The organism is Ligilactobacillus sp. LYQ60 (assembly GCF_045033015.1).
Classification (GTDB): Bacteria; Bacillota; Bacilli; order Lactobacillales; family Lactobacillaceae; genus Ligilactobacillus.
Genome location: NZ_JBJFZV010000001.1, coordinates 286,262 through 308,869, shown reverse-complemented (window position 1 = coordinate 308,869; position 22,608 = coordinate 286,262). Strand labels below are relative to the sequence as shown.

General features: G+C 49.1%; 24 protein-coding genes and 1 riboswitch. Of the genes, 22 read left to right on the top strand and 2 right to left on the bottom strand.

Annotated features, from left to right (window positions below; all coding sequences use genetic code 11):
* Positions 1-4 precede the first annotated feature (4 nt).
* The 5 genes from rsfS (at position 5) to rpmF (ending at position 3,090) form a co-directional block, all read left to right on the top strand.
* Entirely contained in the window at positions 5-361 is a 357-nt protein-coding gene (rsfS, locus tag ACI3EZ_RS01450; protein WP_405024045.1) for a ribosome silencing factor, read from the top strand.
* A complete protein-coding gene (locus tag ACI3EZ_RS01445; protein WP_405025293.1) occupies positions 361-1,107 on the top strand; it encodes a class I SAM-dependent DNA methyltransferase in 747 nt (248 codons plus the stop codon). The genes rsfS and ACI3EZ_RS01445 overlap by 1 nt, the downstream gene beginning before the upstream one ends.
* Before the next feature lies 1 nt (position 1,108).
* Positions 1,109-2,293 carry a nucleotidyltransferase gene (locus ACI3EZ_RS01440; RefSeq protein WP_405025292.1) on the top strand — a complete coding sequence of 395 codons (1,185 nt, stop codon included), beginning with the start codon at positions 1,109-1,111 and terminating at the stop codon, positions 2,291-2,293.
* Positions 2,268-2,822 carry a YceD family protein gene (locus tag ACI3EZ_RS01435; RefSeq protein ID WP_405023827.1) on the top strand — a complete coding sequence of 185 codons (555 nt, stop codon included), beginning with the start codon at positions 2,268-2,270 and terminating at the stop codon, positions 2,820-2,822. Before ACI3EZ_RS01440 ends, ACI3EZ_RS01435 begins: the two co-directional genes overlap by 26 nt.
* Before the next feature lie 88 nt (positions 2,823-2,910).
* Entirely contained in the window at positions 2,911-3,090 is a 180-nt protein-coding gene (gene rpmF / locus ACI3EZ_RS01430; RefSeq protein ID WP_405023826.1) for a 50S ribosomal protein L32, read from the top strand.
* Positions 3,091-3,302: 212 nt separating this feature from the next.
* Here the strand turns inward: rpmF and ACI3EZ_RS01425 are convergent, their stop codons facing one another.
* Complete coding sequence (locus tag ACI3EZ_RS01425; RefSeq protein WP_405023825.1) at positions 3,303-3,509, bottom strand: YjzD family protein; 207 nt, start codon at positions 3,507-3,509, stop codon at positions 3,303-3,305.
* Between the two features lie 113 nt (positions 3,510-3,622).
* On the opposite strand from ACI3EZ_RS01425, the gene ACI3EZ_RS01420 reads away from it, so the two are divergent.
* From ACI3EZ_RS01420 to pyk, 3 genes are all read left to right on the top strand, one after another.
* The gene (locus ACI3EZ_RS01420) at positions 3,623-6,928 is read left to right on the top strand and encodes a DNA polymerase III subunit alpha (protein WP_405025291.1); all 3,306 of its coding nucleotides are present in this window, start codon (positions 3,623-3,625) and stop codon (positions 6,926-6,928) included.
* A gap of 140 nt (positions 6,929-7,068) precedes the next feature.
* The gene (gene pfkA / locus ACI3EZ_RS01415; protein ID WP_405023823.1) at positions 7,069-8,031 is read left to right on the top strand and encodes a 6-phosphofructokinase; all 963 of its coding nucleotides are present in this window, start codon (positions 7,069-7,071) and stop codon (positions 8,029-8,031) included.
* Positions 8,032-8,106: 75 nt separating this feature from the next.
* A complete protein-coding gene (gene pyk, locus ACI3EZ_RS01410; protein WP_405023822.1) occupies positions 8,107-9,861 on the top strand; it encodes a pyruvate kinase in 1,755 nt (584 codons plus the stop codon).
* 102 nt (positions 9,862-9,963) lie between these two features.
* Here the strand turns inward: pyk and ACI3EZ_RS01405 are convergent, their stop codons facing one another.
* Positions 9,964-10,332, bottom strand: coding sequence for a type II toxin-antitoxin system RelE/ParE family toxin (locus tag ACI3EZ_RS01405; RefSeq protein WP_405023821.1), 369 nt, complete (start codon positions 10,330-10,332; stop codon positions 9,964-9,966).
* Between the two features lie 178 nt (positions 10,333-10,510).
* On the opposite strand from ACI3EZ_RS01405, the gene ACI3EZ_RS01400 reads away from it, so the two are divergent.
* The 14 genes from ACI3EZ_RS01400 (at position 10,511) to ACI3EZ_RS01335 (ending at position 22,524) form a co-directional block, all read left to right on the top strand.
* Positions 10,511-10,966, top strand: a complete 456-nt coding sequence (locus tag ACI3EZ_RS01400; RefSeq protein ID WP_405023820.1) for a DUF441 domain-containing protein — start codon at positions 10,511-10,513, stop codon at positions 10,964-10,966.
* Between the two features lie 17 nt (positions 10,967-10,983).
* On the top strand, positions 10,984-11,859 hold the full coding sequence (locus ACI3EZ_RS01395) for a S1 RNA-binding domain-containing protein (protein ID WP_405025290.1): 876 nt from the start codon (positions 10,984-10,986) through the stop codon (positions 11,857-11,859).
* Positions 11,860-11,914: 55 nt separating this feature from the next.
* Positions 11,915-12,277 carry an N-acetyltransferase gene (locus tag ACI3EZ_RS01390; protein WP_405023818.1) on the top strand — a complete coding sequence of 121 codons (363 nt, stop codon included), beginning with the start codon at positions 11,915-11,917 and terminating at the stop codon, positions 12,275-12,277.
* Positions 12,270-13,064 (top strand): segregation and condensation protein A, encoded by a 795-nt coding sequence (locus ACI3EZ_RS01385; protein WP_405023817.1) that lies wholly within the window; start codon positions 12,270-12,272, stop codon positions 13,062-13,064. Before ACI3EZ_RS01390 ends, ACI3EZ_RS01385 begins: the two co-directional genes overlap by 8 nt.
* The gene (scpB, locus tag ACI3EZ_RS01380; RefSeq protein ID WP_405025289.1) at positions 13,039-13,638 is read left to right on the top strand and encodes an SMC-Scp complex subunit ScpB; all 600 of its coding nucleotides are present in this window, start codon (positions 13,039-13,041) and stop codon (positions 13,636-13,638) included. The genes ACI3EZ_RS01385 and scpB overlap by 26 nt, the downstream gene beginning before the upstream one ends.
* Positions 13,631-14,350, top strand: coding sequence for a pseudouridine synthase (locus tag ACI3EZ_RS01375; protein WP_405023815.1), 720 nt, complete (start codon positions 13,631-13,633; stop codon positions 14,348-14,350). The genes scpB and ACI3EZ_RS01375 overlap by 8 nt, the downstream gene beginning before the upstream one ends.
* Before the next feature lie 62 nt (positions 14,351-14,412).
* Positions 14,413-14,534: riboswitch (FMN riboswitch) on the top strand.
* A 63-nt stretch (positions 14,535-14,597) separates the two neighbouring features.
* Complete coding sequence (locus ACI3EZ_RS01370; RefSeq protein WP_405023814.1) at positions 14,598-15,191, top strand: ECF transporter S component; 594 nt, start codon at positions 14,598-14,600, stop codon at positions 15,189-15,191.
* A 141-nt stretch (positions 15,192-15,332) separates the two neighbouring features.
* Positions 15,333-15,644 carry a hypothetical protein gene (locus tag ACI3EZ_RS01365; protein WP_405023813.1) on the top strand — a complete coding sequence of 104 codons (312 nt, stop codon included), beginning with the start codon at positions 15,333-15,335 and terminating at the stop codon, positions 15,642-15,644.
* An 11-nt stretch (positions 15,645-15,655) separates the two neighbouring features.
* Positions 15,656-16,681, top strand: a complete 1,026-nt coding sequence (locus ACI3EZ_RS01360; RefSeq protein WP_405023812.1) for a LacI family DNA-binding transcriptional regulator — start codon at positions 15,656-15,658, stop codon at positions 16,679-16,681.
* Between the two features lie 174 nt (positions 16,682-16,855).
* Positions 16,856-18,280, top strand: a complete 1,425-nt coding sequence (gtfA, locus tag ACI3EZ_RS01355) for a sucrose phosphorylase (RefSeq protein WP_405025288.1) — start codon at positions 16,856-16,858, stop codon at positions 18,278-18,280.
* 73 nt (positions 18,281-18,353) lie between these two features.
* Complete coding sequence (locus ACI3EZ_RS01350) at positions 18,354-19,358, top strand: D-2-hydroxyacid dehydrogenase (protein ID WP_405025287.1); 1,005 nt, start codon at positions 18,354-18,356, stop codon at positions 19,356-19,358.
* 129 nt (positions 19,359-19,487) lie between these two features.
* Entirely contained in the window at positions 19,488-20,510 is a 1,023-nt protein-coding gene (locus tag ACI3EZ_RS01345) for a helix-turn-helix domain-containing protein (protein WP_405025286.1), read from the top strand.
* On the top strand, positions 20,497-21,942 hold the full coding sequence (locus ACI3EZ_RS01340; RefSeq protein ID WP_405025285.1) for a RecQ family ATP-dependent DNA helicase: 1,446 nt from the start codon (positions 20,497-20,499) through the stop codon (positions 21,940-21,942). The genes ACI3EZ_RS01345 and ACI3EZ_RS01340 overlap by 14 nt, the downstream gene beginning before the upstream one ends.
* A gap of 60 nt (positions 21,943-22,002) precedes the next feature.
* The gene (locus ACI3EZ_RS01335) at positions 22,003-22,524 is read left to right on the top strand and encodes an SAG1386/EF1546 family surface-associated protein (RefSeq protein WP_405025284.1); all 522 of its coding nucleotides are present in this window, start codon (positions 22,003-22,005) and stop codon (positions 22,522-22,524) included.
* Positions 22,525-22,608: the final 84 nt, after the last annotated feature.

Sequence of the window (22,608 nt, the reverse complement as noted above, 5' to 3'; positions counted from 1 at the left end):
TATGATGGATAGTAAGCAGTTATTGGCAACCGTTGTCCAGGCGGCAGACGGGAAGCGAGCAGAACAGATTGTTGCGCTTAACGTGCAAAACGTTAGTCTATTAGCGGATTACTTTGTAATTATGCAGGGAAACTCTGAGCGGCAGGTAAAGGCGATTGCTGACAGCATTGATGAGGCTGTTACGGAGGCTGGCGGAACGATCAGGAACGTTGAGGGGAAAAACGGCGCTAACTGGATTCTTCTTGATCTCGGCGATGTAGTGGTGCATGTTTTTCAAGAGGAGACCCGGCAGTTTTACAACCTTGAGAAGTTATGGTCAGATGCGGAGCGCGTTGATGTTTCAGCGTGGGTTAACGATTAATGATTTATACCACCTTTGCCCAGTTGTATGACCAACTCATGGAACCTGCCTTCTATACGCAGTGGATGGTATACGCCCGTAAACGGTTAATTCCAAGGGCGCCAACGCTTGACCTTGCATGCGGGAGTGGGCGGTTGAGCGTTGCGCTTGCGCAGGCGGGTTATCCCGTAATAGGACTGGATCAAGCAGAAGATATGTTGACTCTTGCTGGTGAGCACGCGGCTACGGCGGGGGTAACCGTTACCTTGGTTCAGGGGGACATGGCAGACTTAATGGGCCTTCCCCTAGTAGAAAACGTGGTGTGTGCAGCGGATTCTCTGTGCTACCTTCCGGATCACGCCACCCTTGTTCGAACATTTAAGGCTGTGTACCAGAGATTAAAACCAGGTGGGGTTTTCTTATTTGACGTTTTAACCCCATACCAGGTTGATCATGTTTTCCCGGGATACATGTACAATTATGAGGATGACGAGCAAGCGTTTATGTGGACAAGTTATTCGGGGAGTGAGCCCCATACCGTTGAGCATGATCTGCGCTTCTTTGTGTGGAATGAAGCACTTCAGGGATATAGGCGGTACAGCGAACTTCATCGCGAGCGGACAGAGTCGTTAGTGGCATACCGGCAACTCCTGCAAGTAATTGGTTTTACGGCAATTGCCGTTACTGATGTCATGGGGAACCCAGCTAGTTCACAGGCAGATCGGTGGTACTTTGCGTGCCACAAACCAGAAACGGCGGGTGAATAGGATGGAAGCGGTCGGAATCATTGCGGAATATAACCCGTTTCATAACGGTCACCTGTATCAGCTTCGGCAGGTAAAACAGCGGTTCCCCCATAGTGTCATTGTGGTTGTCATGAGTGGTAATTACCTGCAACGGGGAGAACCAGCGTGTCTTGATAAGTGGGTTCGGGCTCAAATTGCGCTTCTTAATGGGGCGGATGTAATTGTAGAATTACCGGTCAGAGCAAGTGTGCAGCCAGCCGACGTATTTGCCCAGTGGGGGGTACGCATCCTTGCTAATCTTGGGGTTTCTATCCTTGCTTTCGGCGCGGAACACGCGGGGTATGACTTTGCATCGTTGGCTACCCAAACAGCGGCGGTGCAAGGAGATTTTACGGTTCATGATCAATCGTACGCAGCGACATACCAGCAGGCCATTGCGGCAAAGGTCGGGTATCCTATAGATCAACCAAATGATGTATTAGGGTTAGCGTATGCAAAAGCAAACCAAAAGCTTGCTCATCCCCTTCGGCTTGCACCAATTCAACGGCACAACGCGGCGTATCTGGATGCCGACCTGGCAGCTGGTTCCATTGCAAGTGCAACTGCAATTCGGCGGGCATGGCAGAATGGTAAATATACGGATGTTTACCGATATGTTCCCCGGGAAACGGCTAGGGCTTTACGCCATGGTGCTTTTGTTAACTGGAAGCAGCTGTGGCCGGGACTCCGGCAGCGCCTTGTAACGGTGTCTCCGGTTCAGTTACGATTAATTGTTGGGATGACCGAGGGAATTGAGTACCGGTTGATTCGGTTGGCACAAGAATTACCCCCATCAACGTCATTTGAAACGTGGCTGCATGCGGTTAAATCTAAGCGGTTTACTTATACGCGGTTAGCGCGGTTGGCGATGAACGTAGCACTTGGAATTACTGCAAACGAGGTTACGACGTTTACTGCTCATCCGTATACTCACTTATTAGGATTTACCACGCAAGGGCAGCAGTATCTACGTTGGGCTAAGCACCATTATGCTTTTCCGGTGTTAACTAAGATTAACCAGAAGGATAAGAATGGGTTTTATGCTCCCGACTACCGGGCAGGGGTCCTTTATCAGTTAGCAGCTGGTGGTCAGGAGCAGGATTTAAAGCGGGCGCCTGTCCGCGTAACAAGGGAGGATGACAATGGAAGTACGGTGGTCATTAAATGAGTTAGCCCAGCTTGGAATTGACGAGCTTCCGGTTGACGCTGTGTTGGATGTTAAGAAAGCGGTCAGGGAACGGAACGCCCAGGTTCAGGATGTTGCTCCGGTGAAGGTAACCGGAGTAATCGCGCAGGATCAACGGGGAGTTATCGCAACGATTCATGTGGCAACGACGGTGACGCTCCCATCGAGTCGTAGTTTAACCGCTGTTGCTGTTCCGGTCGCTTTCACCTTTGCGGAATACTACGTTAGCGAACACGAACAGGATTTTTCCCGTTTCACCAATGACGATGTTGTAATCCAGCCAGAACACGACGTGGTTGATCTAGCAACAGCCGTGGCGGAGAACATTGTTTTACACTTGCCCCTTAAGGTTTTATCCCCGGAAGAAGAACGGGGTGGTAATTTTCAGAGGGGGAACGACTGGCAGGTAGTGAGTGAAGAGCAACTCACTTCCCAGCGCCGAAAGACGGTGGATCCCCGGTTGGCAAAGCTGAAGGATTTTTTTGACGATGAGAATGGCGATAAAAACTAAGGAAGAGTTGCAATTTACCGTAAAAACAAGTACAATCTAACACGTTAGGCAATTTGCAATGAGAGATTAACGAAGGAGGTGTTTACTGATGGCAGTCCCACCACGGAAAACATCTAAGACGCGGAAACGGTTACGGCGGACGCACTACAAGCTCCAGATTCCTGGGATGAGTGCTTGCCCGAACTGCGGCGAATTACGGAAGTCACACTACGTATGCCCGAACTGTGGGTACTACGGTGACCGCGAAGTTATTAAGGTGAACAAGTAATTAAGTACAAATAGTGGGGATGGAATTGTTCCATCCCCACTATTTGTGCTATATAAACGTAATGTTCGTGGTTACTTGGCTTTTTCACATAATTTAAAATTAAAACAAGCGGACTGAGTGGAAGGTGCAATCCTTTAAGTCGGTGTTTTGCGATCCGTGCAGCTCACTGTGCCTACTTGGTCCGTTTGTTGTTTTGGTGTACGTTTTAACTATTATGCGTTCTTTTTCGCTTTATCAGGATCTTGAATGATAAAGTGAAGAGCGTTGATGATGATAAAAGCACCAATCATCGCAATGATTCCACTGGTAAGTGGTGCGAACGTCGCATTGGTTAAGGGGGCAACGATGTAACCAAAAACCTCGCCGTAGATAAATCCCCAGAAGAGGATGGTTAATTCCTTTGCAATTAATTTTGCCATTACAAGCACCTCACATTCACTATTATCGTACCATACTTTTTGACAAAGGGTGGGGACAATTCTAGTGATTTGGTATAATAAACGCGAAGTTACTACGGGAAGGAGGGAGCTTGGTGAACGGTCCACTTCAGGTAATCAGTTGTAATAGTATTTTACAGAGTACCTTACGGGTTAAAGATTATGTTGCGGTAGCTCAAAAAATGGGGTACACCACGCTTGCACTTACAGACCGTAATGTTATGTACGGAACGCTTTCTTTTTATGAAGCGTGTCACCAAGCAGGCATTAAGCCTGTTTTAGGCATTACGTTGGAATTGAATAACCCGGCAACAACTTCTTCGTGGAACCGGCTTATTGTGCTTGCTCAGGACGCAGCCGGATACCAGAATCTCTTACAGCTTTCTTCGTTAAAGTTAGGGGTTAACGCGGATCAACCAGCTAACCACGCGGTAACACCAGAAGAAATAGCACCATACCTAGGTCATACCTTTGTGGTGACTGACCCACTGCATAGCTCCCTGCGCCTTCCTTCTACGGATTCAGAATGGTTGCGGCCGCTGGTAACCGCTGCGGGGCCTGACCACGTATTCGTAGGAATTAGCCCGCAGCAGGATAACGCCCAAAACGAACAGCTGATTACCCGGGGGCGACGATTAGGGATTGCCCCTGCTGCCGTTTGGACGGTGGAGTACTTAACCGCACATGATTATGGGGCTCTTCAAGTTGCCCGGGCCATTCAGCGGGGGATTACGGTTGACGATGGCGTTGCTTTAACTCATCGCACGGGCGGAGCAGCACTGGTTTCTCCGGAAAAACTGGAACGCCAGATGAATTCCCTTCCGGCAGTGGCTCGGCGAAATACCCGGCGAATCATGGAGACAGCGACCGTTACGGTTCCGTTCAAACATCCCGAATTGCCGGCATTTCCGGTGCCCGCAGGACAAGTTGCCGCTGATTACTTGAAAGCACAGTGTGAGGCGGGACTAGCCTCCTTGGTTCCGTCAGCTAAGCGGGCGCCTTATATTGCCAGGTTAAACCATGAATTGGCCGTGATCCACCGGATGGGCTTTGACGATTACTTTTTGATTGTGAGTGACGTGGTCCGGTTTGCCCATGACCATGGGATTATGGTGGGTCCGGGGCGGGGATCAGCCGCTGGTTCGTTGGTTGCTTATGCTTTAGGAATCACCACGATTGATCCACTAGCTTCCGGATTACTTTTTGAGCGATTCTTAAACGAGGAACGCCAGCAAATGCCTGATATTGACCTTGATATTATTGATTCCCGCCGTGAAGAAGTGGTGCGGTATGTACACCAAAAATACGGGGAGGACCGCGTCGCGCAGATTATTGCCCTGTCGACGATGGGACCGCGGCAGGTTATTCAGGACGTAACGCGTACGCTAGGATTACCGCAGTACCGGCAGGCTGAATGGAGTCGGGCACTCCCCAGAGGGGTTACTTCCCTCCAAGAAGCGTACCAGCAGTCTGGCCGGCTCAGGGATTTAGTTGATGCGGATGAATTGGGCCGGGCCTGTTTTAAAATTGCCCGTACCCTAGAGGGGCTTCCGCGGCAAACGACCGTTCACGCTGCGGGAGTAGTGCTTAGTGCGGCCCCTCTTACCAGTGTTGTTCCCGTTCAAATGGGGAATAACGGCATTCTCTTGTCGCAGTATGCAAAGGGAGACGTTGAGCGGGTTGGGCTGTTAAAAATGGACTTTCTTGGGTTGCGGAATTTAAGCGTACTTCAAACGACGCTGCGGCTCGTTAACCGGCACAAGAAGGTGCCGCTGCGGGAAGCAGATATTCCGTTGAACGATCCAGCGACCCTCAAAATGATGGCGATGGGGCAAACATCCGGCGTATTCCAATTTGAGTCCGCGGGAATTAGGCGCGCACTTCGTCAGGTTGCGCCGACTACGTTTGACGATATTGTTGCGGTGAACGCCCTGTACCGACCGGGTCCGTTAGCTAACATTGATGAATTTGCCGCTCGACGGCACGGGCGTAAACCGGTGACGTATCCTGCCCCGGCAGTTCGTCCGATCCTAGCAGCAACCAGTGGGATTATTATTTATCAGGAACAAGTGATGCAGGTTGCCGCAACCCTTGCTGGGTTTTCGATGGCGCAAGCCGACCTGCTCCGGCGGGCGATTAGTAAAAAGGACCAACAGGCTCTTGATAACTTGCGGACGGCCTTCATAAGGGGCGCGGTTGCCCGGGGGACGACCCAGCAGGCTGCCACCCAGGTCTTCCAGTACATTGAGCGGTTTGGTAATTATGGGTTTAATAAGTCGCACGCCGTTGCCTACTCTAAATTGGCGGTGCAACTTGCATACCTTAAGTGCCATTATCCAGCGGCGTTTTACGTTGCACTGTTGAATAGTACCATGGGAAACCGGGCGAAGATGCAGCAGTACGTAAGTGAGCTTCAATACCAGCACATTTCGGTAGCGCCGCCCCTGATTAACCGGGCGGGGAGACTCTTTACGTTACACCATGGACGGGTAGTTTTTGGTTTGCGGATGATCCGGGGCCTTCGGAGTGACGTGGTTGACTCCGTTTTGACCGAGCGGAAAAAGAACGGTCCGTTTACGTCGTTTAAGAATTTTGTTGATCGTCTTGATCAGCGATTCCGGCAGGTTGAGTTAATCACCCCGTTGATTTATAGCGGGGCATTCGATGAGTTTGGAAGTAACCGGGCACAGTTGGTGGCGGAACTTCCCGGGACGTTAACGGCCGAAAATCTAAGTGGAACAAGCGCTGAGTTAAAGGATGTTTTGGCAAGTAAAATACAACCGGCTACCAAATTGACGTTGGTCGACCAGCTGACTAAGGAACAAGAGTACCTAGGCGTGCGGGTTTCGGGACATTCTACGGACCAGTACCGGCTATTAGGCCAGATTATTGGAGCAACGCCCGTGGCACGGGTTACACCGGCGCAGCACACCGTGCGGTTAATTGTAATGGTTAAAGCCGTTCGTAAGATTACGACCAAAAAAGGGCTGCCAATGGCGTTTGTTACTTGTGAGGATGCGGGAAAGAGTATTGAGCTAACGGTTTTTTCACGGGTGTACTTACAAAATAAGGGGCGGCTTCGTCCCGGCCAGTTGGTGGTAGTTACCGGGCGATCCGAGGAACGAAACGGTCAGGTTCAAGTAGTAGTCGACCAGCTGTTGGATGTTACGGCGGTTGATATGAAAAAGTGTTTCTTACGTTTGCCAGCATCACGGGCAACATCGCGGGAGAAACTTCATCAGATACTAATGACCGCCCGCCGGGGGAAAATGCCGGTAATTTTAGTCGATGATGAGCGTCATTTTCGGCAATTGTTACCTAAGAAGTACTGGCTTGATGAACGAATGGTTCCATCGGAATTGAAAATGTTACTGGGATCAGAGAACGTTGTTATTAAGTAAACGCTTGCTTACAGTTACTTAAGACATGATGAAAATTAATGAAAGACTAATTGAAAAGTTTCACAATTAGGCAGATTTTTACGGATAAAAGTGATAGTATAGCAGGTGGAGAATGTATAGCTTTTACTTGAGGTGAAGAAATGAAACGGATTGGGATCTTAACGAGTGGTGGCGATTCATCAGGAATGAACGCTGCCGTTCGGGCCATTGCTCGGTCAGCAATGAACGCAGGGCTCGAAGCATATGGAATTAACTATGGTTACAAGGGCCTGGTTGAAGGAAACATTTTCAAACTGGAAACCAAGGAGCTTGATGGGATTATTAACCGTGGTGGAACAATTTTGTACTCTGCGCGGTTTCCTGAGTTTGCTCAGGAAGAAACCCAGTTAAAGGGGATTGAGCAGTTAAAGAAATTTGGAATTGACGCATTGGTTGTTATCGGCGGTGATGGTTCCTACCATGGTGCTGAAAAGTTGACCAAACACGGGTTCAACTCAATTGGTGTTCCGGGAACGATTGATAACGATATTCCGGGGACGGACTTTACGATTGGGTTTGACACGGCGGTGAACGTGGCTACCGAAGCCCTTGACCGGATTAACGATACGGCAACGTCCCACCAGCGGACGTTCGTCGTGGAAGTAATGGGACGGGGAGCCGGTGACATCGCATTGTGGGCTGGAAATGCTGCCGGTGCTGATGAGATTGTTATCCCGGAGCACGATTACGACATTGCTAAGATTGCCCAGCACATTAAGGATAACGCGAAGAACGGGAAGGATCACTTCTTGATTGTCCTTGCTGAAGGGGTGATGTCTGCTCAGGACTTTAAAGCTGAGTTAGATAAGCACGGGGACTTTGATAGCCGTGCAGTGACGTTAGCCCACGTCCAGCGTGGCGGAACGCCAACCGCTAAGGACCGGGTCCTCGCTAACAAGCTTGGGGATTACGCAATCCAGTTACTTATGCAGGGGAAGGGTGGCTTGGCTATCGGGATTCACAATAACCAGTTGGAAGCCCACGATATTATTGATACCCTTGAAAACCACAAGCATGAGACGGACGTTTCATTGCTTGATTTAAACGCTCGCGTTCGTTTCTAAATAATACGCGCTAAATCAACGGTAATGACTGACATAAAAGTCGTTATATTATTTCAATAAGGAGCGATTTCACTTATGAAAAAGACCAAGATCGTAAGTACTCTTGGACCAGCCAGCAATGATCTCGATACGATCGTTAAGCTGATTGAAGCAGGTGCGAATGTTTTTCGGTTTAACTTCTCCCATGGTGACCATGAGGAACACCTGGGGCGGTTAAACCTGGTGCACGAAGCTGAGAAGAAGACCGGCAAGACGGTCGGAATCCTGTTGGATACAAAGGGAGCTGAAATCCGGACAACCGTTCAGAAGGATGGCAAGATTCCATTCCATATTGGGGATGAAGTGCGGATTTCAATGGATGATTCCCTTGAAGGAACCAAGGAGAAGATCGCCGTTACCTACCCGGGGTTGTATGATGACGTCCACGAGGGTGGTCACGTGTTATTCGATGACGGTCTGATTGACATGTTAATTGAAAAGAAGGATGACGCAAACAAGGAGCTTGTCTGCAAGGTCCTTAACGAAGGAGTTTTAGGTTCCCGGAAGGGAGTTAATGCTCCTGGCGTTTCAATTAACCTGCCAGGGATTACGGAAAAGGACTCAAGTGATATTCGCTTCGGTCTTGATCACGAAATCAACTACATCGCCGCTTCGTTTGTGCGGAAGCCGCAGGATGTGCTGGACATTCGTGAACTGCTCGAAGAAAAACACATGGAACACGTTCAGATTTTCCCGAAGATTGAATCACAAGAGGGAATCGACAACTTCGATGATATCATGAAGGTTTCTGATGGATTAATGATTGCTCGGGGTGATATGGGGGTTGAAATTCCGCCAGAAAACGTGCCGTTGGTTCAGAAGGACTTCATTAAGAAGTGCAATGCATGGGGCAAGCCGGTTATCACAGCGACGCAGATGCTTGATTCCATGGAAGAGCATCCACGTCCGACGCGGGCTGAAGCTTCTGACGTTGCTAACGCCGTCTTTGATGGAACGGATGCAACGATGCTTTCAGGTGAAAGTGCTAACGGGGACTACCCGGTTGAATCCGTTGCGACGATGGCTCGGATCGACGTGAAGGCTGAAAACGCCTTGCGGCAGCACCGTAACCAGACATTTGAAGAATTCGATAAGACTGATGTTACGGAAACAATTGGCCGGGCTGTTGCTGAAGCAGCTAAGAACCTGGACATTAAGACGATTGTTGCCGCAACTCGTTCAGGACACACTGCTCGGATGATTTCCAAGTATCGTCCAGATGCTGATATTCTTGCCCTGACGTTTGACGAACGGACACAGCGTGGTTTGATGGTTAACTGGGGCGTTTACCCGGTTGTTACTGACAAGCCAGCTTCAACTGATGATATTTTCCGTCTGGCAACTGATGAAGCTAAGAAGCAAGGCTTTGCTAAGGATGGCGATTTGATCCTGATTACGGCTGGTGCCGGTGAAGAAGGAACCACGAACCTGATGAAGATTCAGCTGATTGCTTCTAAGTTGGTTGATGGCCAGGGAGTTGGCGAAGAGACTGTAATTGGTAAGGCAGTTGTTGCAACGTCAGCCGATGAAGCTAACAAGAAAGCCGTTGAGGGCGGAATTCTTGTTACGAAGAACACGGATAAGGATTACTTACCGGCCATTGAAAAATCATCTGCACTGGTTGTTGAAAACGGTGGATTGACCTCTCATGCGGCCGTTGTCGGAATTTCAATGGGAATTCCGGTAGTTGTTGGTGCGAAGGACGCAACCAACATTTTGAACGATGGTCAGCTAATTACGGTTGACTCACGGCGGGGTGTTGTTTACGACGGCGCTTCAAGCTCAATTTAATGTGAATCTTGATCTAGGAAGTGCACGCGGTGCACTTGCTTAGGGATAAGAAAACTCCCGAAGATGGTGACGACCAATCTTCGGGAGTTTTTGTGTTGTCAGCTAATTAAGGAGTTGAGAGGTGAGCGTAAGTTTTTGGAGATGTTTGATTTCCCGGTCGACCTTATGAATTTCCTTATCAGGGGTTTTCTGCGTAGTTTTGCGGAATGCGTGCATGAGAGTATAATCTCCATCCTGAGCCAAAAACATTAACCGGTATTTTCCAAGCCGAATTTTGTACAGGTGTCGGTATGGTAGCCGGAGAATCATGCGTTTTACGGTTGGTCTGGTAAGGGGCAGCGTTTGAGCTTCCATTTGCTTAAGCATGGAATTCACCTTCCGGTAGATACTGGGATCCTTTTCTTTGATTTTTTTATACCACGTAGTGAAGGGGACGTTTCCCCGATTATCTTGGTAAACATAGATTGCCATGCGGGTTACTCCGTTTCTCAATTATTTTCTCTAACCACTAATTGTAACATTTGTTTGCTAAAAGAACGGCGGGGGTGCTTGCTGGTTCTTAGTGAATTATGGATAATGGGAAGCGACATGGAAAATCACAATAGTTAGTATGGCGGTTCTTGCCGTATTTATTAATGGAGGGTGGAACGTGGAAAGTTGGTTATTTTTATTAGTAATTTTGGCGGTAGCCTTTTTGAGTAAAAATACATCCTTAACGGTGGCAGCAGTGGTTGTCTTGGTACTGAAGGCTATTCCGTTTAGTGGACGGTTAATGCAGGTGATTGACGCTCGGGGAATTAATTGGGGGGTAACGATAATTTCCATTGCCATTTTAGTACCAATTGCGACGGGCCGGATTACTTTTGAGGATCTATTTCGGGTGATGAAGTCGCCGGTTGGTTGGATTGCAGTGGGATGCGGTGCACTGGTAGCAATTTTGTCAAAGCACGGGGTTGGGTTACTAGCAGCATCACCGGAAATTACCGTTGCCCTGGTATTTGGGACAATTATTGGAGTAGTGTTTATGCGGGGAATTGCCGCAGGACCGGTAATTGCCAGTGGAATTACCTACTGCATTATCACACTGTTACACCTTACAGTTTAATGGGAGGGATGAATGGAATGTTAGTTGATTTAATTGGTCGGACGATTCAGGCAAGGGTTACGGATGAAAACGACCGCTTTATCTTTGCACAAGCAGCCGGAGAAACGTTTCGGCTCGCTAAAACCGAATTACATTCAGTTCCCTCAAGGGGGGCACTAATCACGGGATTTGCGTATGAAAACGCAGCTCACCAGTTGCAGCTAACGAAAACGGCCCCGAAAAGTGGGATTGACCGGTATGCGTGGGGAACGGTAGTTGCGAGCAGACGTGACCTTGGTGTCTTTGTAGATGTTGGGTTACCGAATAAAGATGTAGTGGTTTCTCTCGATGATTTACCGACAGTTTCGCGATTATGGCCGCGCCAGGGAGACCGGTTGTTGGTGGCTCTGCGGGTGGATGATAAGGCCCGGATGTGGGCAGTCTTAGCTACCGCTGACCAAATTCGTCAGGTAAGTGTTTTAGGGGACCAACGGTTGCGAAATCAAAACGTTACCGTAACGGTCTACCAGCCCAAACTAGTCGGTTCATACGTGTTAACGCAAGATTATGTGCGGGGGTTTATTCATCCTACTGAATGGGATGAAGAACCTCGCCTGGGGGCGACCTTACAGGCGCGGGTAATTGGGGTTCGTCCCGACGGAATTCTTAACTTATCAGTTAAACCGCGGGCATACGAAGCCATCGAACCTGATGCGGCGATGCTAAAAGCTGCCTTGGAGCATACGCCAGAGCATTCCCTACCGTATTGTGATAAGAGTTCGCCTGCAGCCATTCGTTCCTACTTTGGCATCAGCAAGGGACAGTTTAAACGGGCTTTAGGGCACCTTCTAAAGGCTGGGATAGTTGAGCAGGATAACGGGACGATTCGGCTCCGGACACCTTTTGACGATTAGGGCGTAGGTGTGCTACCCTAGCATATGTGTTTAGGAGGATTAGGGGGAGACTAGGATGTTGTATAAGTATAAGGATGATTACAGGAAGGTTGCGATGGGTCTGCTATCGTTTATTCCGGAATTAAAAGAGATTCCACACCTAAAAAAGGAATTGGCGTGGTACGATGCGGATGAGTACCGGAACCTATTTTTGTGGAAAAATGACAATGGTAATTTTAGTGCGGTAATTGGTACGGAAATTAACCCTGATAACCGGACAATCATGGTTCGCCGGGTAGCGGTTACGCCAAATGAGCCACGGGACGTTCAGTTTCAGATGTTGACGGCGCTAGCAAACCGGTTTCCTGAGTATAAAGTAATGGGGAACTTTGCAACGTCAGGGCTAATTACCGCGTGGGAAAAGCAAACTAATGAGTAGTAAGAAGAATGATAATTCGCAGCAGGTCCCAGCGGCGCTAACCCTTAAGCTTGAGCAATTTGAGGGGCCGCTTGACCTGCTGCTCCATCTTATTAAAAAAAATAAAGTGGATATTTATGATATTCCTGTTGCTAAAATTACTTCCCAGTATGTCGCTTATTTGCACCAAATGAAGGAACTGCGGCTTGACATTGCTGGGGAGTATTTAGTTATGGCGGCCACGCTTGTTAACATTAAAAGTCGGATGCTTCTTCCCCAGCAACATGCACAGGATGAACCGGAAGAAGAGGAGGACCCCCGGGTAGAATTGGTAAATCAACTGGTTGTTCACCAGCAGTTTCAACGGGCAGCTGCCGAGTTAGGAGCGCTGGTCGAAAAACGGAGTGGGGAGTATGGTAGGCCGGAAGCTGCTTTACCAGCAGACGCTCACTTAGGGCAACTGGCCCCTGCAGGGAGCGATATTCTTACTCAGATGCAGCAAGTAATGCTGAAAATGACACAGCGGGCAGTTAACCGGCGTCTTAGCCGCCAACCCCGGCAGGTAAAGCGGGAACGCTATACCGTTAAGCACCAAATGACTTACTTACGGCAACGGCTTAGGCGCTGCCATAAAGTAGAGTTTATGATGCTCTTTTCGTCAACGGCGGCCCCTGAACAATACGTAACAACTTTTATGGCACTCCTTGAATTGATGCGGCGACAGGACGTGGTTGCTGAGCAAGCGGAAAACTACGGACCAATTATGATAAGTGAGGGACGGCATGGCAACAAACCAAGCAAAGATTGAAGCCCTGCTCTTCGTGAGCGGAGACGACGGAATTACGGTAACGGAACTAGCGCAACTGGTTGGAATCTTAAAGCCGGCAGTTTTGGAACAGTTGGCGCGCTTGGAGCAGAAATATTCAGCAGACCGAAACGGGAGTTTGACCCTAATTCATGCGGAAGACAGGTACCGGTTGGTTACTAAACCGGGTGTTGCTACCGTTGTTCGCCGTTACTTTGAAGCGCCCGCAATGGCGACTCTTTCGCCTGCAGCCCTTGAAACCCTGGCCATTATTGCTTACCGGCAACCAATTACGCGGGTTGAGATTGAAGGAGTCCGGGGAGTGCGGGCGAGCACAATGTTGCAGAAACTTCAAGCGTGGGGCCTAATCGCAGTTATCGGTCGGCTTGATGCGCCGGGGCGGCCTGCCCAGTACGGAACAACACCCGCGTTTTTAAACTATGTTGGGTTGACTGCCCTTACGGACTTGCCACCACTTCCCGTTGAGGATGATGCGTTGAACGGTGAGAGTTCTAATCAATATATGACCCTTTTTAATGCAGCGCTGACAGATGAGGAGGATGATCAGGATGCCTGAACGATTACAAAAAGTAATGGCTGCTGCTGGAGTTGCATCCCGGCGGGCAAGTGAACGCCTAATTCAAGCGGGACGGGTGGCGGTTAATGGTCAGCAGGTGACAACGTTAGGGACGAAGGTTACTCCTAGTGACGTAATCACGGTTGATGGCAAGGCAATTGACCGGGAAAAAAAGGTGTATTATGTGTTCAACAAGCCACGCGGGGTGATCACTGCTGCAAAGGATGACCGTAACCGCCGAGTAGTTACCGATTACTTTACTGCGGTCAAGGAACGGGTATACCCAGTTGGCCGGCTTGATTACGACACAACGGGTATTCTTGTTATAACTAATGACGGAACGTTAGCAAATCAGTTAATGCACCCCCGTTACGGGGTTAATAAGACATACGTAGCAAAGGTTTTGGGGGTTCCTACGAACGCAGAACTGGAACGACTACGACATGGGGTACGGATTGATGATCGCCGCCCTGCAAAGGCGCGGGTGCATGTAATTAACTATGATTCTGACCAGCAGCATGCCGTTGTTAGTTTAACAATTCACGAGGGCCGTTACCATCAGGTAAAACGAATGCTTGAAGCTGTGGGGCATCCGGTGGTAAAGCTGCGCCGGACGGCGTACGGGCCGCTCACTGATCAGGGGTTAGCACCGGGCCAGTACCGGCCGTTGACTCACCGGGAGTTACAAACTCTTAGGAAAAATGTCGAGTAATTCACAAATTAATGCTGACAGCGGTTTCTAGATGTGGTAAATTATGGGTAGAATATTAGAGTGTTTATTCTCGAGACAGGGCGTAAATCCCGACCGGTGGTGATAGTCCACAAGCCGTCATGCCGACGACAAGACTGGTGGAATTCCAGTATCGACAGTATAGTCTGGATGGGAGAGAATTCACAAGTTCGATTTCAACGGGGATAAGCAGTCCGATATTAAATAAATTAATATGGAGGGATGCGCAGTGCGTCATCATCGTTATTTGCAACGCTTTACGCTCACCGCGTGCCTAGCGTGCATTGCTTATCTACTGTTGTATTTTTCGTTTACGATTATTCCAATTGTTCCGTACCTTAAAGTTGATTTAGCATTGATTCCGATTCTATTTGGATTCTTTGTTTTAGGACCACAGTGGGGGTGTGGGGTAGTTTTCCTGCAAGCGGCCGTGTACTTTGTTTTAACGGGCCCCTCGGTTGGTCATTTGATTGGGGTTTTAAGTAATGTGTTGGCGGCATTGTCATTTTGCTTACCGTTTTATTGGACGATGCGGCCATGCGTGCGATGTGGAAAGCCTTCCTGGATGCGAGAGGGGCTGGCATTGGTAACCGGAACGGTAGTGATGACTGTTGTGATGGCCTTGGCCAACTGGCTGGTGTTAACGCCGTTATATATTAACGTGATTGGAATGCGTCTTGCGTTGCCGCTTCCTAAGCTAGTGTTGTTTGGGATTATTCCGTTTAACCTGATTAAGGGAGTAATCGTGGGAGGCTGCTTTGCGGTTTTATATCACTACACTGCCCGGTGGGTTTTGCGGGAGTGTCACCAGTTAGAAGAGTAATAGGATAGTAAATCATAACCGGTGAAGGGGACGTTAACTGCGACTCCGTCACCGGTTTTATGAACCCGTGACGTTAACGCGAAATTTGCGCTAGAATAAAAACAATTATAGTAGTTAATGGAGTGATTAGTATGGATCGTTTTGTTAAGTCGGCATGTGCTTCCGTACTGGTTGTATGAAACACTGGCGATGTTGGTTGAAGCGCACTACGACGAGTTTATTCAGGATGACTTGGATTACCAGAATGAATTAACGCAGTGGGCGCACGCTAGGATTCGTCAAGTTGACAAGGAGGGCCGAATAACTGGGGCGGCGTTAACAACGTACCTAACCAAACAAAACCACGCTATTGCGATCCACTTCAACGAACACACGCTGGACTTTATTTTGGAATTAGTCGCACGGGGAACCGAATTTTCCCGGTTAACGTTTAAGATGGCCCCAAACCTATAGGAGGATGAACAATGGTTAGTATGCGGCAACTTGCCCGGTTAGCCGGTGTTTCTCCGGGACTTGTTTCGCGGGTTTTGAATCATGATCCGACACTGGCGGTTGCCCCGGCAACCAAACAACGGATTCAGACCCTTGCAGCGCAGTATCACTGCGTTCCTGGTAAACGAGGACCCGGGAAAAAATGGATTAATTCACTGTGCGTTATTACAGCTGTGGCAGAAAAAGATGAGGTCTATGATGATTATTTTAAGGTCATTATGACCGGAATTACCACAGCCGCCCGGGAAAACGGGTTAAGTGTTAAGACCATTTATAGGTTGCCGGAAGGTCCGGAGATGCCGGACATTGAAAAGTACGCAGGGGTTATTATGATTGGCTCGATTGCACAAGAAGCGGTAGCCACCATTGCGGCCCGAAATATTCACGTTGTTTTAATTGATAACCAGGTGGTAACAGCGGATTATCCGGCCGTGGGAGTTGACTTGGCAGCGATGACCCGGGATGCACTCATGGTCTTTACGGCTCGTAACGTTACACCAGTCGGTTTTATCGGAAATACGGTTCGAGGGATGACGCTAGCGGGAAAGTTGGGTGTAGAGATTGCTGGTGGTCGGTTGGCGGAGTACCGCCGTTTTTGTCAGCAAACACAGCAACCCGTCTATAATATTTTAGGAGCGTGGGATCCTGCGTTTGGTTATAGAGCAGCCCGCCAGCTTTTGACCGCATCTCCTGAGATTAAGGCGCTCCTAATTGCCTCTGATCCGTTGGCACTGGGGGCATTACGAGCGGTGGCGGATTTGCATATCCGGGTCCCCGCTGACCTTGAAATTTTAAGTTTTGACGATCTGGATTATGCTCGGTACCTCGTTCCACGACTTTCGACGGCAAAGCTTCCTACCCTTGAGTTGGGCCGGCGGGCAGTGTCGCTTCTTTACCAGCAACTTACAACGGCGCAGGTTATTCCCGAACAAATTACGCTTCGGGGCGAGCTAAGGATGCGTGAAACAACGAAGGCAGTTCAAAAGAAGATGGATTAGAAGAGGTTGTGCTTGGGCGCGCCTCTTTTATTGTTTTAGATAGCGTGGTTTCTAATGAAGGGGAAAAAGCCAGTTAAGCTGAATGTTTGGCGCGGTTTTTCCGGTAAAATATTGCAGAATTAAATGAAAGCGTTATACTAAACACAAAAAAGTGTTTAAGAAAGAGTGATTACTTTGAAATTTGAAAATAAAGCGATGTTAATTACTTACCCGAACCGAATGGGAGCCAACCTTGCTGATTTAACCCGGTTACTTACGGGGCCCCTTGCCAAAGCTTTTGGCGGCGTTCATATTCTGCCATTTTACTATTCAAGCGGGGATGCGGGGTTCGCGCCGTACCGATATGAGGTTGATCCGCAGTTTGGAACGTGGGCGGACGTGGAACGGTTGGCGCAAAACCACTACCTAATGTTTGATTTCATGGTGAATCACCTTTCGCCTAAGTCGCCGGAGTTTCAGGATTTTGTGGCCCATCACCGGGAGTCTAAGTTTGCGGACTTGTTTTTGAGTTGGGATCAGTTTTGGCCAGCGGGCAGGCCAACTAAGGATGATGTTGACCAAATTTACAAGCGAAAGGATAAGGCGCCTTTTATGCCGGTACGGTTTGCGGATGGAACTACCGAAAAAATCTGGAATACGTTTGGCGACCAGCAAATGGATCTGGATGTTCGGACGGAAACGACGATGCGCTTTATTAAACAAAACCTAAAGCACCTTATCCAGCATGGTGCCAGCATCATCCGGCTTGATGCCTTTGCATACGCTGTTAAGAAGTTAGGAACCAGTGATTTCTTCGTTGAACCAGAGACGTGGCACCTGCTAGATCGGATTAAGGAAATGCTCATGGGAACGGACGTAACCCTGTTACCAGAAATCCACGAGAACTATACGTATAACGAGAAAATGCACGCCCATGGATACTTTAGCTATGACTTCGTTCTTCCAATTATTACCCTGCATGCCCTGTATTCCCACAAGGTAAAAACACTGGTTGACTGGTTTAACCAGGCGGATATGTACCAGTTTACGACTTTGGATACTCATGATGGTATTGGGGTGGTTGACGGGAAAGACATCCTAACTGATGATGAACTAGATTATACCGTTGACCAGTTGTATAAGGTTGGGGCGAACGTCAAACGGGCATATTCGAGTGCGAAGTACCATAACCTTGATATTTACCAGTTAAACACGACGTATTACTCAGCAACGGGAAATAACGATGCGGCGTACCTGTGTGCCCGGGCTCTTCAGATATTTGCTCCGGGAATTCCGCAGGTATACTACGTGGGGTTGTTAGCCGGTAAGAACGATACGACTCTCGTTGAACAAACCCGGGAGGGCCGGGACATCAATCGTCACTTCTACACGCTTGATGAGGTACACGCGGAATTGCGGCGACCAGTGGTGCAGAAGGTGCTGCGGTTGTTAGAATTGCGGAACAGTTGCGCGGCATTTGATTTAGAAGGCACAATTACAGCGGTGGCGGTGGACGATCATACAATGCAGGTAACGCGCATGAATCAAGCTAAGACGGCCCGGGCGATTCTCACCGCGGATTTAGCTCAGATGCGCTACACCATCGAAGTGAAGCAATAGTTTTTAAAATAAGCGCTCAAACTTTGTTAAACAATGGTATAATACGGGTGATTAAATTAAGGAGGAGTTTCACATGAAGATTATTGCCTATGGTATTCGTGACGACGAAATCCCGTACGTTGACGAATGGAAGCAGGCACACAGTGACGTTGAGGTTAAGATTGTTCAGGAACTGTTAACGATGGACACCGTTGACCAGTGCAAGGGTTTTGATGGATTAGTTTCATACCAGCAGAAGCCGTACACGGCGGAACTGATTGATGCAATGGGGGCAAACGGCATTAAGTTCTGGTCACTGCGGAATGTGGGAATTGATAACATTGATTTTGACGCTGTTAAGCGGAACAATATCGTGCTGACAAACGTTCCGGGATACTCACCGGAAGCGATTGCTGAATTTTCAGTTACCCAGGCACTTCGGTTACTGCGGAACACTAAGCAGTACGAAGCGAAGATGCGTAACGGAAACTTTATGTGGGCACCAGAGATTGCCGATGAGCTGAATGAAAAAACCATTGGGGTAGTTGCTACGGGTCGGATTGGCCGGTTTGCAATTCAGTACTTCCAGGGATTTGGCTGCAAGGTAATTGCTTACGATCTGTTCCACAACCCTGACATTGAAAAGCAGGGGTTATACGTTGATACGCTGGACGAATTATTCGCGCAAGCTGACGTTATTGACCTGCACGCCCCAGCTACCAAGGACAACTACCACATGATTAACGCCGATTCCATCGCTAAGATGAAGGATGGTGCTATTGTCATTAACACGGCCCGGGGTGAACTAGTTGATACTGAAGCACTACTGAAGGCCGTTCACGGTGGTAAACTAAGTGGGGCTGCGCTGGACACGTACGAAGACGAAGTTGGGAAGTTTAACAACGACTTCGGGAGTTTTGATGCTATTCCGGATGACGTGCTGAAAGGCATGGTTGAAGATGGCCGGATCCTTGTTTCACCACACATTGCCTTCTACACGACGACGGCTGTGCGGAACATGGTTCAGGTTGCTTTAAACAACAACAAGCAGCTAATTGAAAGTAACGGGGCAAAGGCTGACTTCATTGTTAAGTACTAAGCACCATTAGTTTAAAATAAATGAGAAGCTTCGACGAGGGTTGAGGCTTCTTTTTTTGCGCTTTTCACCCGGAAGGACCGGTGGTATGGTGGTACTAGCTATTATCATTAGTTGAACGGAGGTGCAGTAATGGCGTCAGCGTGGTTATTTTTCTTTAGTGCTACTCAGGGCAGGCGCCCGGCGGTGATTCGAAAATTGGTACGTAACCAGGCGACGAGTTCAACACTCTTTTGGGCAATGATTTACGGGCTGCTTGATTGGCAAAATACCATTCCGCACCTCGATGAGCAGCAGTTTACTGCGGCTTTACGGCGGGACCAGCACCAAGGGTTAGTGCGTGTCCAGGACGATGAATTGTTTTTGACTCCTAAAGGCAACCGTAAGCGCCAGGAAGTGGTTGCCCACCGCCTTGTTTTAACAACGCCTGAACTATTTCGGCAGGTCGCGGTGGCTGATTGGACCCAGATGGTACGTTTTTTAGTGCAGGTTGCTTCCGAGGCAAGTTACCATAACGTTAAGTACGTTGTGGCGACTGACCGGTTGCAGTTTAAGGTAACGCTGAAGCAGTGGTTGCGCGCTGGCCATTCGCTTGGCGAACTTCGGGATGTCCTCCAGTTATCCCTTGCTGCTGTTTTGAAGACATTTCCTACTAACCAGGCAGACTGTTATGCGCAAGGATTGGTTGGTCATGGGTACTACGGACACACGATTGCCCAGCGAGCGACGACACAGTTAACCGTTCAAGATGTTCAAGTGAATGATCAAAACGTTGCCCTTGCGCTATGGCAACGGTGGCAAAAGTGGCCGGCGGGAGCAGCGTTAATGACACCGTTTCGGCGGCCAGAACTAGCCCCATCACTGGTAACAACGGGGAGAATGATCACTTCCGGGATGTCTCTTGCAACGATTGCCCGGCGGCGGCATTTAAAAATGAGTACGGTGGCTGATCATGCGGTAATGCTTGCATTATACCAACCGGATTTTCCGGTAATGCAGCTATTAAGTGCGGCGCGAAGCGCTCAGTTAGATCAGCTAGCGCCAGCAGACTACGTTCATTGGGCTTACCGAGATGTGGTGGCAGCGGATGAAACCATTACTTTTCCGGAATTTCGGCTTTACCAGATTAGGAGGTGGCGGCGTGAACACGAGTGAAGTGGCGTTAACGGCGCAGTTAAACCAGCTGTTTGATTTTGATACGTTTCGACCGGGGCAATTAGCGGTGATTCAGGCGGTGTTACGGGGAAACGATACCCTCGCAGTTTTGCCAACCGGAACGGGGAAGTCGTTATGCTACCAGTTTATTGGGCGGATGATGGGGCGGCCGGTTATTATCGTTTCGCCGTTGTTATCATTGATGCAAGATCAGGTTGAACAGCTCCGTGCAGCGGGTGAAAAACGGGTAGTGGCGCTAACCTCAACGCTTACTCGGCAGGAGCGGGTATTAGCCTTAAAAACCCTTGCGGCTAACCGGTTTATTTACCTTGCTCCGGAAATGGCGGTGCAGCCAACAATTATTCGCCGGCTTAAAGCGTTGCATCCGGTTCTCTTTGTGGTGGACGAAGCCCACTGTATTTCACAGTGGGGCCCTGACTTTCGACCGGATTACCGGCGGTTAGGGCAGGTGCGGCATGCATTGGGAGATCCAACTACCCTTGCACTAACAGCAACTGCTTCTCCCCGGGTGCAGCAGGATATTGTAAAAACATTGCACTTGAGTAATCCCAGCGTTCAGGTTCATTCCGTGGACCGGCCCAATATTTTTCTTGCAGTTGAGGCGGTTGAAAGCGAAAAAATTAAGGAGGAGCGGCTCGTTGACTTAGTTCGGGCTTTTCAGGGCCCGGGGTTGGTGTATTTTGCAAGTAAGCGGCGGGCAAATGAGGTTGCTTGCATGTTAGAACAGCAGGCGGGCATTCAGGCTGCTGCGTACCATGCGGACCGGACGAGCGCTGACCGGGCAGTTATTCAGCAGCAGTTTTTACACCACCAACTTGACGTTGTGTGTGCAACGAGTGCGTTTGGGATGGGAGTGAATAAGGAAGATATTCGGTACGTTATCCATTACCATCTTCCTGCCGACCTTGAGAGCTACGTGCAAGAAATTGGGCGGGCTGGTCGGGATGGGAAGCAAAGTTTGGCAGTTTTACTGTATCAAACGGGCGATGAAACCATTCAGCAGCGGTTGGGGACGGCGAACCTGTTGCCACCGGCTGAAGTGCAGTTTTTAGCTGAACATCAGCACGAGGAGCGTTTCTTTCGTGACGAACAAACAGAGCTAGTGCGGACGTTGTTGGGGGTTGGAATGCGGCCAGCAGCGATTACGACGTACTTTGACCACCGGCGGCAAGAGAAGCAGCGGGCTCTTCGGGCAATGATGGAATACGTCCAAACAACCGGTTGTCGCCACCAGTTTATTACGGACTATTTTGGGGAACAAACCAAAATTACGCACACGGACCGGTGTTGTGCACCGATGAATAGCCCGGTTACTCCAGAACAGCTGGGAATGGTCACCCGTCAAACTGTAACGGAACCTACCGTGCAATCGGGATACGCGGCAATTCTGCAACAGTTATTTAATCTTTAAGAAATCGGGTACTAATTCTATGGTAGAATAGCAGTTAGCAAAGCTGAGGAGGCATTGTTGATGGCGCAGAATGATCAACACCAGCACGAGAAAAAACCATGGGAAAGTAATTTTGAAGGAAACCGGGATGAAGCGGGTAATTACTCCCGAACGGTGAGTCGGCGAAATACGCGGAATAATACGATGATTACGACGTCACTGTTAGTAATTTTTGTGGTGATTATTGTTGGAACCATTGCCCTGTATTTTGTTTCACAGCATTCGGCAGCAGCTCAGAAGCAAGCGCCACGGGTGGCGGTAAGCTCTCGGGTTCATGGTGATAAAAAAACGGCGAGCAAACCTAAAAGCATAAAGTATCACCATAAAACAACCCAGGAAAGTGCACAATCAGTTGTGGCTAGTTCCCAACAGCAACCCCAGAACAGCGCGCAGCAGAGTGGCGGTGAGTACGCTACCGTTCAAGCAGGCCAGGGGATGTACCGGGTGGCGGTCAATCATGGTTTAACGGTTGCTCAGTTAAAGCAGCTTAACCCTGGTTTAACGACGCTAAGCCCAGGGCAGCAGGTTCGGGTCCGGGAATAACCGGAAAGCTAAGGGTAAATTAATGATGGATTAAGGCTGGGGTGTCCGGAACACCGCAACCTTTTATTATTGAACGGAGGAAAC

Bases quoted from the DNA above. Each gene is read 5' to 3' on its own strand.
- rsfS (WP_405024045.1), top strand. From the start codon at position 5: ATGGATAGTAAGCAGTTATTGGCAACCGTTGTCCAGGCGGCAGACGGG.
- ACI3EZ_RS01445 (WP_405025293.1), top strand. From the start codon at position 361: ATGATTTATACCACCTTTGCCCAGTTGTATGACCAACTCATGGAACCT.
- ACI3EZ_RS01440 (WP_405025292.1), top strand. From the start codon at position 1,109: ATGGAAGCGGTCGGAATCATTGCGGAATATAACCCGTTTCATAACGGT.
- ACI3EZ_RS01435 (WP_405023827.1), top strand. From the start codon at position 2,268: ATGGAAGTACGGTGGTCATTAAATGAGTTAGCCCAGCTTGGAATTGAC.
- rpmF (WP_405023826.1), top strand. From the start codon at position 2,911: ATGGCAGTCCCACCACGGAAAACATCTAAGACGCGGAAACGGTTACGG.
- ACI3EZ_RS01425 (WP_405023825.1), bottom strand. From the start codon at position 3,509: ATGGCAAAATTAATTGCAAAGGAATTAACCATCCTCTTCTGGGGATTT.
- pfkA (WP_405023823.1), top strand. From the start codon at position 7,069: ATGAAACGGATTGGGATCTTAACGAGTGGTGGCGATTCATCAGGAATG.
- pyk (WP_405023822.1), top strand. From the start codon at position 8,107: ATGAAAAAGACCAAGATCGTAAGTACTCTTGGACCAGCCAGCAATGAT.
- ACI3EZ_RS01405 (WP_405023821.1), bottom strand. From the start codon at position 10,332: ATGGCAATCTATGTTTACCAAGATAATCGGGGAAACGTCCCCTTCACT.
- ACI3EZ_RS01395 (WP_405025290.1), top strand. From the start codon at position 10,984: ATGTTAGTTGATTTAATTGGTCGGACGATTCAGGCAAGGGTTACGGAT.
- ACI3EZ_RS01390 (WP_405023818.1), top strand. From the start codon at position 11,915: ATGTTGTATAAGTATAAGGATGATTACAGGAAGGTTGCGATGGGTCTG.
- ACI3EZ_RS01385 (WP_405023817.1), top strand. From the start codon at position 12,270: ATGAGTAGTAAGAAGAATGATAATTCGCAGCAGGTCCCAGCGGCGCTA.
- scpB (WP_405025289.1), top strand. From the start codon at position 13,039: ATGGCAACAAACCAAGCAAAGATTGAAGCCCTGCTCTTCGTGAGCGGA.
- ACI3EZ_RS01375 (WP_405023815.1), top strand. From the start codon at position 13,631: ATGCCTGAACGATTACAAAAAGTAATGGCTGCTGCTGGAGTTGCATCC.
- ACI3EZ_RS01360 (WP_405023812.1), top strand. From the start codon at position 15,656: ATGGTTAGTATGCGGCAACTTGCCCGGTTAGCCGGTGTTTCTCCGGGA.
- ACI3EZ_RS01350 (WP_405025287.1), top strand. From the start codon at position 18,354: ATGAAGATTATTGCCTATGGTATTCGTGACGACGAAATCCCGTACGTT.
- ACI3EZ_RS01345 (WP_405025286.1), top strand. From the start codon at position 19,488: ATGGCGTCAGCGTGGTTATTTTTCTTTAGTGCTACTCAGGGCAGGCGC.
- ACI3EZ_RS01335 (WP_405025284.1), top strand. From the start codon at position 22,003: ATGGCGCAGAATGATCAACACCAGCACGAGAAAAAACCATGGGAAAGT.